The organism is Mycetocola sp. CAN_C7 (assembly GCF_015752285.1).
Lineage (GTDB): Bacteria > Actinomycetota > Actinomycetes > Actinomycetales > Microbacteriaceae > Mycetocola_A.
On sequence record NZ_JADOUY010000003.1, the window covers coordinates 503,761 to 519,100 of the forward strand.

At 65.2% G+C, this 15,340-nt stretch carries 13 protein-coding genes; 10 read left to right on the top strand and 3 right to left on the bottom strand.

The window, feature by feature from the left end; genetic code table 11:
* The first annotated feature begins 19 nt into the window (after positions 1–19).
* From pip to IWX78_RS09165, 9 genes are all read left to right on the top strand, one after another.
* Positions 20–976 (top strand): prolyl aminopeptidase, encoded by a 957-nt coding sequence (pip, locus tag IWX78_RS09125; protein WP_196833200.1) that lies wholly within the window; start codon positions 20–22, stop codon positions 974–976.
* A gap of 63 nt (positions 977–1,039) precedes the next feature.
* Complete coding sequence (gene ypfJ, locus IWX78_RS09130) at positions 1,040–1,927, top strand: KPN_02809 family neutral zinc metallopeptidase (RefSeq protein WP_196833201.1); 888 nt, start codon at positions 1,040–1,042, stop codon at positions 1,925–1,927.
* Positions 1,928–2,043: 116 nt separating this feature from the next.
* Positions 2,044–3,651, top strand: coding sequence for a sugar transferase (locus IWX78_RS09135; protein WP_196833202.1), 1,608 nt, complete (start codon positions 2,044–2,046; stop codon positions 3,649–3,651).
* Positions 3,651–4,136, top strand: coding sequence for an adenylyltransferase/cytidyltransferase family protein (locus IWX78_RS09140; protein ID WP_196833203.1), 486 nt, complete (start codon positions 3,651–3,653; stop codon positions 4,134–4,136). The genes IWX78_RS09135 and IWX78_RS09140 overlap by 1 nt, the downstream gene beginning before the upstream one ends.
* Positions 4,133–4,795 (top strand): hypothetical protein, encoded by a 663-nt coding sequence (locus IWX78_RS09145; protein ID WP_196833204.1) that lies wholly within the window; start codon positions 4,133–4,135, stop codon positions 4,793–4,795. Before IWX78_RS09140 ends, IWX78_RS09145 begins: the two co-directional genes overlap by 4 nt.
* Positions 4,792–8,502, top strand: coding sequence for a fibrinogen-like YCDxxxxGGGW domain-containing protein (locus tag IWX78_RS09150; protein WP_196833205.1), 3,711 nt, complete (start codon positions 4,792–4,794; stop codon positions 8,500–8,502). The genes IWX78_RS09145 and IWX78_RS09150 overlap by 4 nt, the downstream gene beginning before the upstream one ends.
* The gene (locus IWX78_RS09155; protein ID WP_196833206.1) at positions 8,502–9,230 is read left to right on the top strand and encodes a CDP-alcohol phosphatidyltransferase family protein; all 729 of its coding nucleotides are present in this window, start codon (positions 8,502–8,504) and stop codon (positions 9,228–9,230) included. Before IWX78_RS09150 ends, IWX78_RS09155 begins: the two co-directional genes overlap by 1 nt.
* Positions 9,231–9,233: 3 nt before the next feature.
* Positions 9,234–10,562, top strand: a complete 1,329-nt coding sequence (locus tag IWX78_RS09160; protein ID WP_196833207.1) for an O-antigen ligase family protein — start codon at positions 9,234–9,236, stop codon at positions 10,560–10,562.
* Positions 10,552–12,060 (top strand): lipopolysaccharide biosynthesis protein, encoded by a 1,509-nt coding sequence (locus IWX78_RS09165; protein ID WP_196833208.1) that lies wholly within the window; start codon positions 10,552–10,554, stop codon positions 12,058–12,060. Before IWX78_RS09160 ends, IWX78_RS09165 begins: the two co-directional genes overlap by 11 nt.
* 9 nt (positions 12,061–12,069) lie before the next feature.
* On the opposite strand, the gene IWX78_RS09170 is transcribed toward IWX78_RS09165, so the two are convergent.
* Genes IWX78_RS09170 through IWX78_RS09180 form a run of 3 tightly spaced genes read right to left on the bottom strand, consistent with a single transcriptional unit; the run spans position 12,070 to position 14,007 of the window.
* Positions 12,070–12,699, bottom strand: coding sequence for a glycosyltransferase (locus tag IWX78_RS09170; RefSeq protein WP_196833209.1), 630 nt, complete (start codon positions 12,697–12,699; stop codon positions 12,070–12,072).
* Entirely contained in the window at positions 12,642–13,091 is a 450-nt protein-coding gene (locus IWX78_RS09175; protein ID WP_196833210.1) for a UDP-N-acetylglucosamine--LPS N-acetylglucosamine transferase, read from the bottom strand. Before IWX78_RS09175 ends, IWX78_RS09170 begins: the two co-directional genes overlap by 58 nt.
* Before the next feature lies 1 nt (position 13,092).
* Positions 13,093–14,007 carry a glycosyltransferase family 2 protein gene (locus tag IWX78_RS09180; RefSeq protein ID WP_196833211.1) on the bottom strand — a complete coding sequence of 305 codons (915 nt, stop codon included), beginning with the start codon at positions 14,005–14,007 and terminating at the stop codon, positions 13,093–13,095.
* A 181-nt stretch (positions 14,008–14,188) separates the two neighbouring features.
* Here IWX78_RS09180 and IWX78_RS09185 point away from each other — a divergent pair, with 181 nt between their 5' ends.
* On the top strand, positions 14,189–15,310 hold the full coding sequence (locus IWX78_RS09185) for a Gfo/Idh/MocA family protein (RefSeq protein WP_334684651.1): 1,122 nt from the start codon (positions 14,189–14,191) through the stop codon (positions 15,308–15,310).
* Positions 15,311–15,340: the final 30 nt, after the last annotated feature.

Genomic DNA, 15,340 nt, shown 5'->3' on the forward strand with positions numbered 1-15,340 from the left:
CCCGCGATACGGTCGATGCATGCGCACTTTCTATCCCGAGATCGAACCGTACGACTCCGGCCACCTCGAGGTCGGCGACGGGCAGGCCGTCTACTGGGAGACCAGCGGCAACCCCGAAGGGAAACCCGTCGTCTTCCTCCACGGAGGCCCTGGCGGAGGCACGTCATCCGCTCATCGCCGCCTCTTCGACCCAGCCAGGTACCGCATCGTGCTCGTCGACCAACGCGGGTGCGGGCGGAGCACGCCGCACGCCAGCGAACCGGATGCCGACCTGAGCGCGAACACGACCTGGCACCTCGTTGCCGACCTCGAGAAGATCCGCGAGCACCTCGGGATCGACCGCTGGCAGGTCTTCGGTGGTTCGTGGGGGAGTGCGCTCGCGCTCGCCTACGCCGAGACCCATCCCGAGCGGGTGACCGAGCTCGTGCTGCGGGGCATCTTCACTCTCCGTCGGGTGGAACTCGACTGGTTCTACGAGGGCGGAGCCGCCGCCGTCTTCCCCGACCTGTGGGAAGGGTTTCTCGAACCGGTCCCTGTCGAGGAGCGTGCCCATCTCATCCGCGCATACTCGGTGCTCCTCAACGATCCGGATCCTGCGGTGCATGGGCCGGCGGCGATCGCCTGGTCGCGATGGGAGTCCTCGACGATCACGTTGCGTCCGAGCGAATCGACCGTGGCGAGGTTCACCGAGCCCGGATTCGCGGTTGCCTTCGCCCGAATCGAGAACCATTACTTCATGAACGGGGGGTGGTGGGACGAAGGGCAGTTGATCCGGGACGCGCCGAAGCTCGCTGGCATCCCGACGGTCATCGTCCAGGGCAGGTATGACATGTGTACGCCGCCTATGACCGCCTGGGCGCTCGCCGAGGCGATGCCGCACGCCGAACTCAGGATGATCCCAGACGCCGGGCACGCGTTCGACGAGCCAGGCATCCTCGACGCCCTGATCGACGCCACCGACCGGTTCGCTTCCTAGCCGTGACGGGCACGATGTCGCAAGGTGCTGGCCCCGTCATCGACAGGGCAATACGGTAATGCGGTGACCTTCAATCCAGATTCAGACATCTCCGGTGGCAATGTCAAGCGACGCGGTCGCGGTGCGGCCATCGGTGGCGGCGTCGGCATCGTCGGCGTGATCGTCGTCTTCGTCATCTCGCAACTCACCGGGGTCGACGTCGGCGGGCTCCTGGGCGGCGGCGCCCAGCCAGGGCCGGCGGCGTCCGACGAAGCGCTCACCGAATGCCAGAGCGGAGAAGACGCGAACGCGAGCGTCGACTGCCTGATGAAGGGCTCGGCGGCGTCGATCTCCGACTACTGGGCCGAGGCTTATCCGACCGTGGCGAGCAACGAGTATGCAGACCCGTCGTTCGTCCTGTTCGACCAGTCGACGACGACCGGGTGCGGCGCAGCATCCAGTTCGACTGGGCCGTTCTATTGCCCGCCCGATCAGACCATCTACATCGACACGAGCTTCTTTCAGCAGCTCAGGCAGCCGCCATTCGACACCACGGGTGGGACGCTCGCGCAGATGTACATCGCCGCCCATGAGTGGGGTCACCACATCCAGAACATCTCGGGAGTGATGGAGACAGCCGATCGCTCGGGGACCGGACCGGATTCAGACTCGGTTCGCATCGAACTGCAGGCGGACTGCTTCGCGGGTGCCTGGGTCGCGGCGGCGTCCGCCACCGAGGACTCCAGCGGTGAGAACTTCCTCGAGGTACCCACCCGCGAACAGGTCGCCGATGCGCTGGATGCCGCTGCGGCTGTCGGCGACGACCGCATCCAGGCTGGATCCGGTCAGGGAGTGAACTCCGAGGCGTGGACGCATGGCTCGAGCGAACAGCGCCAGCGGTGGTTCACCTCCGGGTATGAGAACGGCGCCGGCTCCTGCGACACCTTCGCGGTGGACGGCGCTGGCCTCTAACGCACAACCCGGTTTGCGGCGGTGACAACACCGCTGTGCCCCTAAGGGGGGCGCGCACTCCTCAAACGTGAGGAATACTCTGATACCACTAAATGAGGAATCATCACATTAAGTCGGTGGACGATTCCGTCAGCCTGCTGAGCTGGTTCGTCACCGAGCGCGGTATCGAGGGATCACGTTATGAAGTTGTCGTCACAGGGTCTGTCATGACGAGACTCGAAGCCCAGCCTACGCCGCTGGACGTCCTCCGCGACGTCTCGCTTCGTTTCGGCGAACGCGGCCGCCGGGCCATCTCGGCTCCCGGGGTCGCCTGGACCCGGCGTTACCGCGCGAAGCTTCTTCTCACGGACTGCGTCATTGTCTTCGCGGCGATCGGCGTCAGTGCCTTCCTCCGGTTCGGTGCCGACGGGCCAGCGATCTCTGTCGGTGGCGTCGCCGTCAACGAATGGCTGATCGCACTGGTCATGTCCCTCTGCTGGATCGGGGCACTCTCGCTCTACCGCACGAGGGAAAGCAGGGAGCTCGGAGTGGGAGCCGCCGAATACAAGCGTGTCGTCTCAGCGAGTGCGATCACCTTCGGCCTGCTGGCCATTGCCTTCCTTCTCCTGCAGGTCGACATCGCGCGGGGCTTCTTCCTGATCTCGCTACCGATCGGCGTCTCAGCCCTCCTGGTCGGTCGCTGGTCCTGGCGGCGCTGGCTGACGCACCAGCGGCTCTTCGGCAACTACCTCAGCCGGGCTCTCGTCGTCGGCGACCGGACCGACGTCGGGTACGTCATCCGACGGATCAACCACAGCAGTGGAGCAGCGTACACCGTCGTCGGCGCGGCCCTCTACGGCGACGCGATGGCTCCGATCGTGGAGGGCCGGTCGGTCATTCCCGTCGTCACCACGCCGGACAAGGTCGCGAGAGTCGCCGACGAGATCGGTGCAGACACCGTCATCGTTGCTGGCGACTACGCGAGCGAATCCCACTACATTCGCGACCTGGGCTGGGAACTCGAGTCGACAGGGGCAGAGCTCGTCGTCGCTTCGCGGCTCACGAATGTCGCCGGACCGCGGATCCATTTCCGTCCGGTCGAGGGTCTTCCGCTCATGCACGTCGAACTCCCGAACTATGAAGGTCCGAAGCACACGTTCAAGCGCGTCCTCGATGTTCTCATCTCGGCCAGCGCCCTGATCGTGCTCGCGCCGGTCCTCACCGCCATTGCCATCGCCGTGAGGCATGACGGACCCGGACCCGTGCTCTTCAGCCAGGAACGGGTCGGCCGTCGGGGCGACACCTTCCGCATGCTCAAATTCCGATCGATGGTCGAGACGGCGGAGGACGACCTCGCCGCCCTGCTCGACAAGAACGAGGGCTCGGGGCTTCTCTTCAAAATGAAAGACGACCCGCGCGTGACGAAGGTGGGCCGATTCCTTCGCGCATACTCGCTCGATGAACTGCCGCAGCTGTGGAACGTGCTCGTCGGTGAGATGAGCATCGTCGGCCCGCGGCCGCCGCTCCCGCGCGAGGTCGCCGACTACCAGGGTCACGTCAACAGACGCCTCTACATCAAGCCAGGCCTCACCGGCATGTGGCAGGTCAACGGACGTTCCGATCTCGACTGGGAGGAGAGCGTGAGGCTCGATCTCTATTACGTGGAGAACTGGTCACTGACCGGAGACCTCATGATCATCTGGCGCACCTTCCGGGTGCTGATTCGACCGGTGGGAGCGTACTGATGTCTCACATCCCCGCCGGCGCGCGCGTCGGATACGCGGCCGGTGCCTTCGACCTGTTCCATGTCGGGCATCTCAATATTCTCAAACACGCCAGGAGCCAGTGCGACTTCCTCATCGCCGGGGTCGTCTCAGACGAAATGCTCGAACTGACGAAGGGCCGGCCGCCGATCGTCCCGCTGTCCGAGCGGCTGGAGATCGTGCGTAACATCCGATTCGTCGATGACGCCGTCGCCGAAGTCGTCCCGGACAAACTCGAAACCTGGCGGACCATCGGGTTCGATGTGTTCTTCAAGGGCGACGACTGGCGGGGAACAGAACGGGGCGAGCGGCTGGAACGCGAGTTCACCGCCGTCGGTGTCGACGTCGTGTACTTCCCGTATACCGTCAGCACATCGAGCACCCAGTTGCGTCGGGCACTCGACTTCCTCGAATCCGACCGTCAGGTAGATGCGGGCGGCGCCCGTGAATCGTCGGTGAACCGATGACTGTCCCGGAGGTTCCAGACACCGCACCACGCGGCCGTGGCCCGATCCCGCGTTTCGCGGCCGCTGTGGCCGTCTTCGTCGTTGTCGTCGGCCTGGTGCTCGCGCTGGGACTCGCCAACGGCTGGTTCGATTTCACCGGCGGCGCATCGAACAAACCGGCAGCCACATCCACACCGACCCCGACCGCGAAGCCGCTCACCCTGCCAACCGCGACCCCGGGCCCAATCGGGAACGAAGACGAATCCGTCGACGCCGTCGACACCACCCTCGACTCGTTCATCCTGGCCACCAACCAGGTCCTGCAGCGTGGTGACGGGAGCATCGACGGAGCAGAAACAGTCGCTGCCGGTTTCGTCCTCGGAGAGTTGCAGGCACTTGCGGCTGAACGCAAATCCCTCGGATACAAGCAGGTCGGGGACGCCGAGATCACCGAAGTCACGGTCGGGGCGGTCGATCTGACCGCAAGCCCCCCGACCATGACCCTCACCGTGTGCGTGGACACCTCCGATGTGGATGTCGTCGACGAGAGCGGAACCTCCCTGAAGGACCGGATGTACACGCCGGGCCACCCCGTCCAGCACACTTACGGCGCCCAGTTCCTGAACGGGCTCTGGAAGATCGTCACCCATGAAATACCCGAAAAAGGAACGTGCTCATGAACCCCTATGGAGCTCCAGCGACCATCCGCCCGATCGACGCACCCGGCGCGCGAAAGCGAGCGGGGCGGGCCAGGGCGGCCGCGATCCTCGCGACGGTGCTTGCGCTCGGAGCATCCCTCCTCACTGCGACTCCCGCGACGGCAGCAGACCCACTGCCGACCGGCCAGTCGATGTCGACTGCTGCCGGCTCGTGCTGGGAGGTCAAACAGAACGTCCCTTCGTCGGCGAACGGCACGTACTGGCTGCTGACGCCCGCGCTCAAGGCCCCTGAGCAGTTCTACTGCGACATGACGACCGACGGCGGTGGGTGGGTGCTCGTCGCTCGTGGACGTGAGGGCTGGAAAGAGCTCTACAACGGATTGCGCCCCGGCGAGGTCCGCACCACAGTCGACGGCACTGGCGCGTTCAAGACCGCGCAGCTGCAAGCGTCGAAGGTCGACAAGCTGCTCAACAACGGCAGAGTCGACGCCCTCGCAGACGGTGTGCGGGTTCGTCGGGCAGCGAACGCTACAGGCACCGTCTGGCAGGAGGTGCGCTTCAAGTACCAGGTTCGGGACCGCTGGGTGTGGACATTCGCGGCTGAGCACCGGGTGTCGACCTACAGCTTCAACGGCGTGACCGGAACCGGTGGACAGACCAGGAACTTCGGCAACAACAGCGGTCTGAACCGTGTCGACACGACATACACCGCCGCACAGGGGTGGACGGCCGGCATGGCGTACGGATCGCAGATCACCGGCACCAACAGCGCGACGACGTACCTCTACACGAGCACGAACGGCAACGGCGGAGCCCGCCCGTTCGCTCAGATGTACCTGCGGCCCCAACTCAGGATCTCGCAGATGGATTTCGGTACCATCCCGGATGCCGGCGCTCCAGCGACCGCCCAGGTCGCCCTCGCCGAGAGCGACGCACAGCGCACCGTGTGGGGAGTCTCAGGGCTCGCCAACGGACGCACCGGTGAACTCAACACCGAGGTCAGCGCGTTCGGCCAGTCAGGTACGAGCGTGTACGTCGGTGGCAACTTCCGCTACGTTCAGCGGTCCGAGGCAGCCACGGGAGCGGACAAGGTCGAACGACCGTATATCGCCGCCTTCAACGTCGCCGACAGTCAGTTCCGTCCGGCATTCGCTCCGGTGCTCAACGACCAGGTGAAGGCCATCGCGGCTCTTCCCGACGGTCGCGTCGCGCTCGGCGGCATGTTCAGCACAGCGAACGGCGCGAGCCACACCGGCATCGTCATCGTCGACCCGACGACAGGGGCCACGACCGGCTGGCAGGTCGACGCTGAGAACCGGACCACTGGCGGTGTCGCTCAGATCAGAGGCTTCTCTATCCAGGGCAACTGGCTCTACGTCTCCGGGTCGTACACACATCTGACGCGTCAGGGCGGGATCACCGCCTCCAGTTGGAACGGTGGGCGGATCAACCTGACCACCGGTGTTCCCGACGTGGACTGGAATCCGATCATGAATGGCACGAGCGTCGGCGTCGATGCATCGCCGACCGGAGATCGGACCTACTTCTCGGGTTACTTCCGCCAGACCGAGGAGACCCAGACGCTCAGCGCAAACGCGTTGTCGACAGCTGCAGGGGCCGACCCGGTCACCCCGCTGTGGGCACCGATCTTCTCCAAGCCCGGCGTCAACAACACCGGAAACATCTGGCAGCTCGGCATCAGGGAAGCAGGCGGCAAGGTATGGACCGGCGGGTCTGAGCACAGCCTGTTCAGCTACGACCGGACCGACTTCACCCGCAAGAGCGGTTCGATCACCAAGGCGGGTGGTGATTTCCAGACGGTGACCTCGAGCGGCAACGTGATCTATGCCGGGTGTCACTGCGGAGACTGGGTGTACGAGAACGCCTTCATCTGGGACGGTGTCGGAACCAACTGGACGCAGGCAGACAAGATCAGCCTGGTGGGCGCCTGGGACGTCGCGACCGGTCAGGTCCACGAGGACTGGAGCCCGTTCATTCAGGCGCGTGCCGGTTACGGCGCGTGGGGTCTCTTCACCGACTCCACCGGGGTTCTCTGGACCGGCGGTGACTTCTCCCGCACTCTCAGGGCCGGGGAGGTCAGCCAATGGTCGGGAGGGTTCGCGCGATTCGCGCCGCGGGATATCGCCGCTCCGACGCGACCAGGCACGCTGACAGCAACCGCAGTCGACGCCGAGTCCGCTCGACTCGACTGGGGAGTCTCCACCGATAATCGTTCGGTCACCGGTTACGAGGTTCTCCGGAACAACAAGGTCGTCGCGGTCACCACCGCTCGGACGGCGATTGTTCCGGTGGAATCAGCCGCCGTGCGCTATTTCGTCCGGGCAGTCGATGCGGCGGGGAACCGCTCAGCGACGACAGCCGTTGCGGTGGTCTCGCCGCCGTCTGCCACGCAGTTGAGCTTCGTGAACGCGTCGTCGTCGTGGAAGTGGCGCTTCGACAGCGCGGCACTCCCCGCAGCGTGGGCCTCACGGACGTTCGATGACTCAGGCTGGGCGACCGGTGCGAGCGTGCTCGGCTTCAACACGGCAGGCCTCGGAACCGACATCAGCGTCGGAGCTCCGACACCGCGTCCGCTCAGTGCACAGTTCCGCACTGCGTTCACCGTCAGCAGCCCGTCGACGGTGACGAACGGCACGATCAGTGTGATCGCAAACGACGGGGTCATCGTGTACCTGAACGGCACCGAGATCGGCCGGGCGAACCTGCCAACCGGTTCCATCACTCAGAACACCTACGCGACGGCAGCACCACGCTCAGCCGCAGCGGCGTCGAGCCCCGTCACCTTCACGGTGCCGAGCTCATTGCTCGTCTCCGGGACGAATGTGATCGCTGCATCCAGCCACGTGAACTATCGTTCGACGCCGGATGTCACGTTCAACCTCTCGTTCAGCGCGGAGCGGGGAACGCCGCCAGCAGTCCCCGCTCCGGTGACTGTCACCGGAACAGCCCCTGACAGCACGAGCGTCGATCTGGACTGGTCGCACCCGTCCGGCTCGACGGCCGTCGAGTACCGGGTGTCACGCAACGGGAGCCAGATCGGAACGGTTCCGGCATCCCAGACCTCATACGCCGACTCGGGTCTGACCCCGTCGACGAGCTACGACTACAGCGTGGTCGGTGTCGATTCGATCGGACAGACCGGCACACCAGGCACGGTAACGGTCGCAACGCCTGCCGGCCCCCCGGACCCGCAGGTCACGCTCGTGGCGACAAACGACGACTGGAGGTGGCGCTTCCTGTCTGATGCCCTCCCGGCCGGCTGGCAGACGCCGGGATTCGATGATTCCTCGTGGGCATCCGGTGCAGGAGTGCTCGGTTTCAATACACCAGGGCTCGGCACCGACATCAGCGTCGGAGCTCCGTCACCCCGGCCGTTGAGTGCGCAATTCCGCACGACATTCGAGACGCCAGACCCCGGCGAGTTCGAGAGCGTCGCTCTCACCGTGCTCGCCAACGACGGCGTGATCGTCTATGTGAACGGAACGGAAGTGGGGCGCGCCAACCTGCCGGCGGGAACGATCGGACAAAACACGTACGCCACCGCGGCACCGCGATCCACCGCGGCAGCGGCGAACCCCGTGACGTTCACGGTTCCGATTGCGCTGCTGAATGACGGCACCAACACGATCGCGGCCCAGAGCAACGCCAACTACCGCTCGACACCGGACATCACGTTCGCCGTCGGCCTGGTCGGTACCCGCGGCTGATGAACAGATATCAGGTCGCCACGGCGGAACTGGCCTCGTCGCAGAAGTCGGGCGCCGGCGTGCCCGCCTACCTGCGCTGGGTCAACCGGGGGCTCGGGCGTCGAGCGGCAGCCGTCGCTTACGTCGCCGGGCTCTCACCCAACGCCGTGACCCTGATCAGCGGAATGTTGTCGGTCGGAGGGATGGTCGTCCTGGTCTTCCTGCCGATGTCAGCCCTCTCCGCTGTGGCCGCGATGGTGCTCTTCCTCGCCGGGTACGCGCTCGACTCCGCAGACGGGCAGCTCGCCAGGCTCACCAATCGGGGCAGCATCGCGGGGGAGTGGCTCGACCATGTCGTCGATTCACTCCGGCTTCCTCTCGTGCACCTGGCGATCGCGCTGTGCCTGTGGCGGGCGGGTCTTCCCGACTGGTCTGTCGTCGTCGCCCTCCTCTTCCTCGTGCTCTCGTCTTCCTGGTTCTTCGCTCAGACGCTCGCCGGCAAGTTGTCGGCGAAGGCAGCGGACGACGGATCGGCGGCCGAGGGGACACCGGACTGGGTGTCATTCGCCAAGATCCCGTACGACGTCGGCACCCTCTACGTCGTCGTCGCCGCCCTGGCATACCCGCCGCTGTTCCTCGTGCTCTACACGGGGCTCTTCGTGGTCACTGCTGCCGTCGCCGCTGCGTCACTCCGCCGCAAGTATCGGGCGCTACTGGCGGAACAACGCGATTACGCACCGGAGAACTGAGCGATGACACTCGCCAGACTGACCAAACGTCAGCCGGCTCCCGTGGTGGCCGGCGGCTCTGCGCCGCTTCCCGAACTCCCGGCCTGGCCTGTACTCGTCCTGTTGTGGGGAATGGGAGCGTGGTGGGCGCTCGGACTGCTCCCCTTCTATACGGCGATCATGGCCGTACCGATGGTGGCGTTCCTCTTTCAGCGTGGCCGGGTGGAGATCGTGCCGGGTTCACTGTCGTTCTCGGTCTTCGTCGCATGGATGTTGCCGTGCGCGCTGATGCTCGACTCCGCGGGCCGCCTTCTCGGGTTCGGTGTGCGGTTCGCCCAGTTCGCGGCGGTCGCGGTGATCATCGTCTACGTCGTCAACGCGCGAACGTCGCTGACGGCATCCCGTCTGCTCGCCGGACTCACGGCGATGTGGGCGTTCGTGATCGTCGGAGGCTATCTCGGCCTGCTCTGGCCCGAGGGTGAGCTTCGGAACACTATCGGGCTGCTTCTGCCGGATTCGGTGCTTCAGAATGAGTACGTCAGCGACCTCGTCTTCCCCCAGTTCGCGGAGATCCAGAATCCGTGGGGAGCGGTCGAACCCTTCCTGCGCCCGTCTGCGCCGTTCGCGTACACGAACGGCTGGGGCGCTGCCATCACGATCCTCACCCCGATCGCCGTGGCGAACGCCATCGCAATCCGCACGGCGAAGGCAACGATCCTGCTCATCATCGGAATCGCACTCTCCATCCCCCCGGCGATCGCCACGAGCAACCGCGGCCTGTTCATCGGGATCGCGGCCGTCGTCGGCTACGTTCTCCTCCGACTGCTGTTCCGGGGCAAATGGGTTCCGTTCCTCTGGCTGTCATTCCTCGGGGCGGCGCTCTCCGTCATCCTTTTGCTGTCCGGGATGCTCGATCGCATCACCGAACGCCAGGACACGGTCGACACGACGGCCGGACGCGGCGACCTGTATACCGAGACCTTCGAGCGCACGCTCGTCTCCCCTCTGTTCGGCTACGGGGCGCCGCGGCCGTCATTCACCAGTGAGATCACCGTCGGCACGCAGGGCACCCTGTGGAACCTGATGTTCTGCTTCGGTTTCATCGGGCTGGCGCTCTTTGCCTGGTTCCTCATCGGAGGAGTCGCCCGCACCTGGGCCGCGCCCAACGTGTCCGCTCTCTGGCTGCACGGGTCTCTCGTCGGCGCCGTCGTAATGAGCGTTTTCTATGGCCTGGACCGTCACCTCCTGGCGATCGGGATCGTGCTGGCGCTGATGCTCAGGGAGAGATACGCGGCGTCCTCGGACTACTGGACGGCGCACCCCAGACCGTTCGGTATTCCTCATGCTCGCTGAACGCCTCGCCAGGAGCGGATCGATCAGTCTGTTCGGATCGGTCTTCGCCGCTGTGGGTGCGTTCGTCCTCACCGCGCTGGTCGGCAACGGGGCAGGTGCGTACGGCACCGGTCTGTTCTTCCAGGCGATCGCTGTCTTCACCATCGTCAGTCAGATCCTCCGGCTCGGAACGAGCACAGGGATCGTCAGGCAGCTGGCCGGACAGGATGCATTCGAACGCCGCGGTGAAGCCTGGCGTACCGTCGTGATCGCCGTCGTGCCGGTAACGGTCATCGCGGCAAGCGTCTCAGCCCTCCTCAGCCTCAACGCCGTGCCTGTCGCGAACTGGCTGGCGTCGCCGGGGGAGGAGGAATCGCTCACGGCTCTCCTGCGCACGATGGCACCGTTCATCGCGATCGCTGCCGTCCTCGGAGTGCTCCAGATGGCGGTGCGGATGATTCGCGGGGTGACGGTGTTCACCATGCTCCAGAGCATCCTGCTGCCGGCCTCACGACTCGCCGCCGTCGCCGTCGTCATCTGGCTGACCGGAACGGTCTCACAGTACGTCCTGGCGTGGATGATACCCCTGCCGCTCTGGCTCGTCGTGACCTGCGTCGTGCTCGCCGTGCCGCTCGTGCGCGACTGGAGACGCCGGCACGAGACGACCACGCGATTCCGTGACGAGGCGGCCTCGTTCTGGTCGTTCAGCAGTGCGCGCGCTGTCGGTGCAGGACTCGAGACCGCGCTCGAATGGGCCGACGTGCTCATCGTCGCTGCCCTGGCATCGCCGGAGGCCGCCGGCATCTACGCGGTCGCGACTCGGACCATCCAGGCCGGGCAGGTGGTCGACCGATCGATGCGCGTGGCCGTCAGCCCAACGATCTCGGCGTTGCTCGCCCAGGGAAGGCACGCCGAAGCGAGCACCCTGCACACGCGGGTGACGAGGGCCATGATTCTTGCTACCTGGCCTTTCTACCTGCTCCTCGCGACACTGGGCCCGGCTGTCCTCGGCATCTTCGGACCCGAGTTCCGCGAAGGTGCCATCGTGCTTGCGATCCTCGCCGGTGCCATGATGGTGCAGTCGGCCGCCGGAATGCTTCAGAGCATCATTCTGCAGGGCGGCAAAAGCTCGTGGCAGATGTACAACAAGTCCCTCGCACTCGGCCTCAACATCGGGCTCAATCTTCTTCTCGTTCCCGTGCTCGGAATCGTCGGTGCCGCCATCACGTGGGCGGTGGGCATCATCGCCGAAACGCTTGTTGCCGCGTGGCAGGTCCACCGGCGGATGGGGGTGAGCCTCGCGCCTCGCCGCCTGCTGTTTGCCATGGCGCTCGCCGCTGTGATCTACGGAATCGGTGGTCTGGCGGCGCGTGTCGCCTTCGGCGACTCGCTGCTCGTCCTGGTGGTCGCCGGCACTGCGCTCACGGCGGTCTACGCCGTCACGCTCTGGGCTCTGAGGGTCCGCCTCGATATCCGGACGCTCTGGGCGCAATTGCCCGTGCTCAGTCGATTCGCCTGAACGACCGGCTCAGGCCGACTGGTGACGGTGCAGGATGAGGTTTGCCGCGGCGATCTGTCGGCGGAACCGGACCCGGGCGTCGAGTTTGCGGGGTGGCCGCGTCAACAGGCCGGCGACGCCTTCGACACCGGGTGTCGCCTCGGCGTGATCGACATGGGTGACAAGCGACCCGGCCACGGCCCCGTCCAGTCGCGACCACAGATCATCCCGCGTCGTCACCCGATGAATGAGGCCAAGCTCGGCCATCTCTTCGGTGAAGAGCAACTGGTGGTCGTCGACGACCTCGTCGTCGACCGGGATGCGAGGGACGACGATGGGCACGCGGCCCAGGGCGCGCATGTCCATGATTCCTCCTGCGCCACCCTGCAGGACGATCGCCTCGGCGGTGCCATACAGCTCGAGAAGCTCGTCGTACGGAAGGATGCCGTGATTCTCGGCTCCCCGCACAGGGCTGCCTGGACCGTGCTGCATGACGATCCTGACCTCCGGGTGGGCGTCGGCCCATGGCTGCATCCACTCACTCAGACGGTGGAACGGAAGGTGGTAGGTGCCTGCACTCACCACGACGGTGCCGCCGGCGTTCACAACACCACTCCGGTCCTGGCGGCATCCGGGTAGATCTTGGTCAACTGGGGCCACTGCACCAGGATCTCGTCGGCGAAGGGATAGACGAGCAGCCCACTCAGAGACGGGGTGGCGATGCGATCGACCGGCTCGAGAAATGCGGTACGTGCACCGAAGTGACCGGCCTGGAGGAAGAACGGCAGGGCGATGGCAGCACCGGTGCTGAAGACGAGGTCAGGCTTCTCGGCGGCGAGGACGTGCCTGGCCAGGCCGAAATTGCGGAGGAGGTTGGGGATGTTCCTGACGGTGGGGTAGTGCGCCTCAACCATTCGCTCGTCCGCGAGCCGAGACCTGGCGTCCTCAGTCGGGAGAGTCACCCACGAGCGCTCGTGATTGCCCCACCACGACCGCAGTGCCAGCGCCTGGGTGAGATGCCCTCCAGACGAACAAACGATGAGAATACGCATCTCAGATCCCTTTTCCGAAGCGCCTGACGACCCGGATCACCTGGGGGGCGGTCACAAGCCCCGTGGTGATGGCGAGCGCGAGAGCTGCCTTGACCTGGCGCGGGTTGTTCCGAAGCGCCTTGACGGCCCACGCCCTGGCATCCGTCTTCTGGTCGCTGGCCGCAAGGGCGAACGCCACCTGAGACTGGATCCGTCCGATGGCCTTCCTGTTCGATGCGAAATCCGGGTGCTTCGTCAGGAGGTATTGGAGCGCCTCCGCGTACACCGCCCACTGACCGAAGAAGAAGGACTGCCCCTTCCACGTCACACTGACGAGAGGCCGGTTGACGACGGCAACCGGGTGAAGAGCAGATGCCCGAAGAAGCAGGTCGTAGTCTTCGCCGTAGCTGCGCGGCAGCTGTTCATCCACGAGCCCGAGGTCGCCGAGGAGTCGCTGCCGACGAAAGAGGAGGCTTGACGAGTGCAACCCTGCGAGCCCGTTCTGAATGAGTTCCGCGTGACTGATGACGTCACTGGACATCAGGCGCTCGTGGGTGCGCTCACCGGCGTCCACGACCATCGCTGTTCCGACCAGGACAGCCTCTGGCTGGCCGCGGAGGAGCTCCATCTGCGCCTCAAGTTTGCCCTGGAGCCAGAAGTCGTCGTCATCGAGGAAGGCGACGTAGTCCGTGCCGGCCGCCAAGATTCCAGTGTTCCGCGCACCGGCAAGACCTCGGGATCGGGAATTGTTGATCCCGCGGATGGTCCGACCGTGTCGAAGTTCGATGTCTGGCAGCTCGACGTCGCAGGCATCGAAGACCACAACGATTTCAAGGGGGCCGTCGTAATCCTGCCCAGCGATGCTCTCGACCGCACGTTTCATGAGCTCAGGGCGGTTGTGTGTCGGCACCACCGCTGTTACCGCTGGGGCTGTCATCGCCGGCTCCGATAGGTGAGGGCGAACGCCCACTGAGTGGTCTATGTCGGTGGTGCGTCTGGTCATCACACGACCTCCAAAGTGCGCCCCGAATGGGGCATGCTGTCCGTGTCTTCTGATGGCTAGCATAATGTGAGGAATCCACACTTTCTAGAACCTGACCCGTCTTGGGGGTACGTCAATGCTCAGAATCGCGATCGTAGGAGTCGGCAAAATGGGACTGTCTCATTTGGCCATGGTGAACTCCCACCCTGGCGTCCAGGTTGTGGGGGTCTGCGACTCGATGACCTACATCCTGGATGTGCTCTCGAAGTACACAGGGGTGCCCACCTTCACCGACTATCGGAGGATGCTTGACCGAGTCGATGCGGATGCCGTCATCATTGCGACGCCGACGTCCTCGCACTATTCGCTGGTGTCAGAGGCGCTCGACCGTGGCATCCATGTGTTCTGTGAGAAGCCCCTGACGCTCTCCTCGCGCGAATCGGAGGAGCTCGCCGCCCGGGCGCAGGCGGAGGGTCTCGTGACGCAGGTCGGCTACCACAATCGTTTCGTGGGAGCGTTCCGTGAGGTGAAGCGGCTGCTCGACCTCGGTGCGATCGGCGACGTCACCCATGTCACCGCCGAAGCGTACGGCCCGGTCGTCCTCAAAGAGAAAGGGAGCACCTGGCGAAGCAAGCGAGCCAGCGGAGGAGGCTGCGTCTACGACTACGCCGCCCATCCGCTTGATCTGCTCAACTGGTACTTCGGAGCTCCGACCGGCGTCGGTGGGACTGTCCTCGGCAGTGTGTTCTCTGCCGAGACGGATGACGAGGTCTTCACCACTCTCTTCTTCGGGACAGGGATGACCGGTCAGCTCTCGGTGAACTGGTCGGACGAGTCCTTCCGCAAGATGACCACGCAGCTGACGATCTACGGCAAGAAGGGCAAGATCTCGGCCGACCGTCAGGAGTGCCGCATCTACCTCAACGAATCGGCCGATGTCCCGGACGGTTTCCGCCACGGCTGGAACGTCCGCTATACGACGGAGCTCACCGATCCGGTGTGGTTCTACCTGCGCGGCGAGGAGTACAGCGCCGAACTCGACTACTTCGTCCAGTCGGCCAGTGAGGTGCCCGTCGTCGAACGGGCGCACCGGGAGAACAACTTCGCCGTCGCGGCGAACACTGATCGCGTGATCGAGATGCTGGTTGCGGACGCCGCTGTTGGCCCGTCGACCCTGCGTGAGCAGGCGGTGCCGGCACCGGCGCCACTGGCACGCTCATCCATCTGGCACCGCAGGACCCGCGCGTCCGTCGCCTGACGACGCGCCGTAGCTTCAACCAAGGAGGAT

What these genes read in the sequence shown, in the direction of transcription:
- pip (WP_196833200.1), top strand. Translation starts at nt 20, where the DNA reads ATGCGCACTTTCTATCCCGAGATCGAACCGTACGACTCCGGCCACCTC.
- IWX78_RS09140 (WP_196833203.1), top strand. Translation starts at nt 3,651, where the DNA reads ATGTCTCACATCCCCGCCGGCGCGCGCGTCGGATACGCGGCCGGTGCC.
- IWX78_RS09145 (WP_196833204.1), top strand. Translation starts at nt 4,133, where the DNA reads ATGACTGTCCCGGAGGTTCCAGACACCGCACCACGCGGCCGTGGCCCG.
- IWX78_RS09150 (WP_196833205.1), top strand. Translation starts at nt 4,792, where the DNA reads ATGAACCCCTATGGAGCTCCAGCGACCATCCGCCCGATCGACGCACCC.
- IWX78_RS09155 (WP_196833206.1), top strand. Translation starts at nt 8,502, where the DNA reads ATGAACAGATATCAGGTCGCCACGGCGGAACTGGCCTCGTCGCAGAAG.
- IWX78_RS09160 (WP_196833207.1), top strand. Translation starts at nt 9,234, where the DNA reads ATGACACTCGCCAGACTGACCAAACGTCAGCCGGCTCCCGTGGTGGCC.
- IWX78_RS09165 (WP_196833208.1), top strand. Translation starts at nt 10,552, where the DNA reads ATGCTCGCTGAACGCCTCGCCAGGAGCGGATCGATCAGTCTGTTCGGA.
- IWX78_RS09175 (WP_196833210.1), bottom strand. Translation starts at nt 13,091, where the DNA reads ATGCGTATTCTCATCGTTTGTTCGTCTGGAGGGCATCTCACCCAGGCG.
- IWX78_RS09180 (WP_196833211.1), bottom strand. Translation starts at nt 14,007, where the DNA reads ATGACAGCCCCAGCGGTAACAGCGGTGGTGCCGACACACAACCGCCCT.
- IWX78_RS09185 (WP_334684651.1), top strand. Translation starts at nt 14,189, where the DNA reads ATGCTCAGAATCGCGATCGTAGGAGTCGGCAAAATGGGACTGTCTCAT.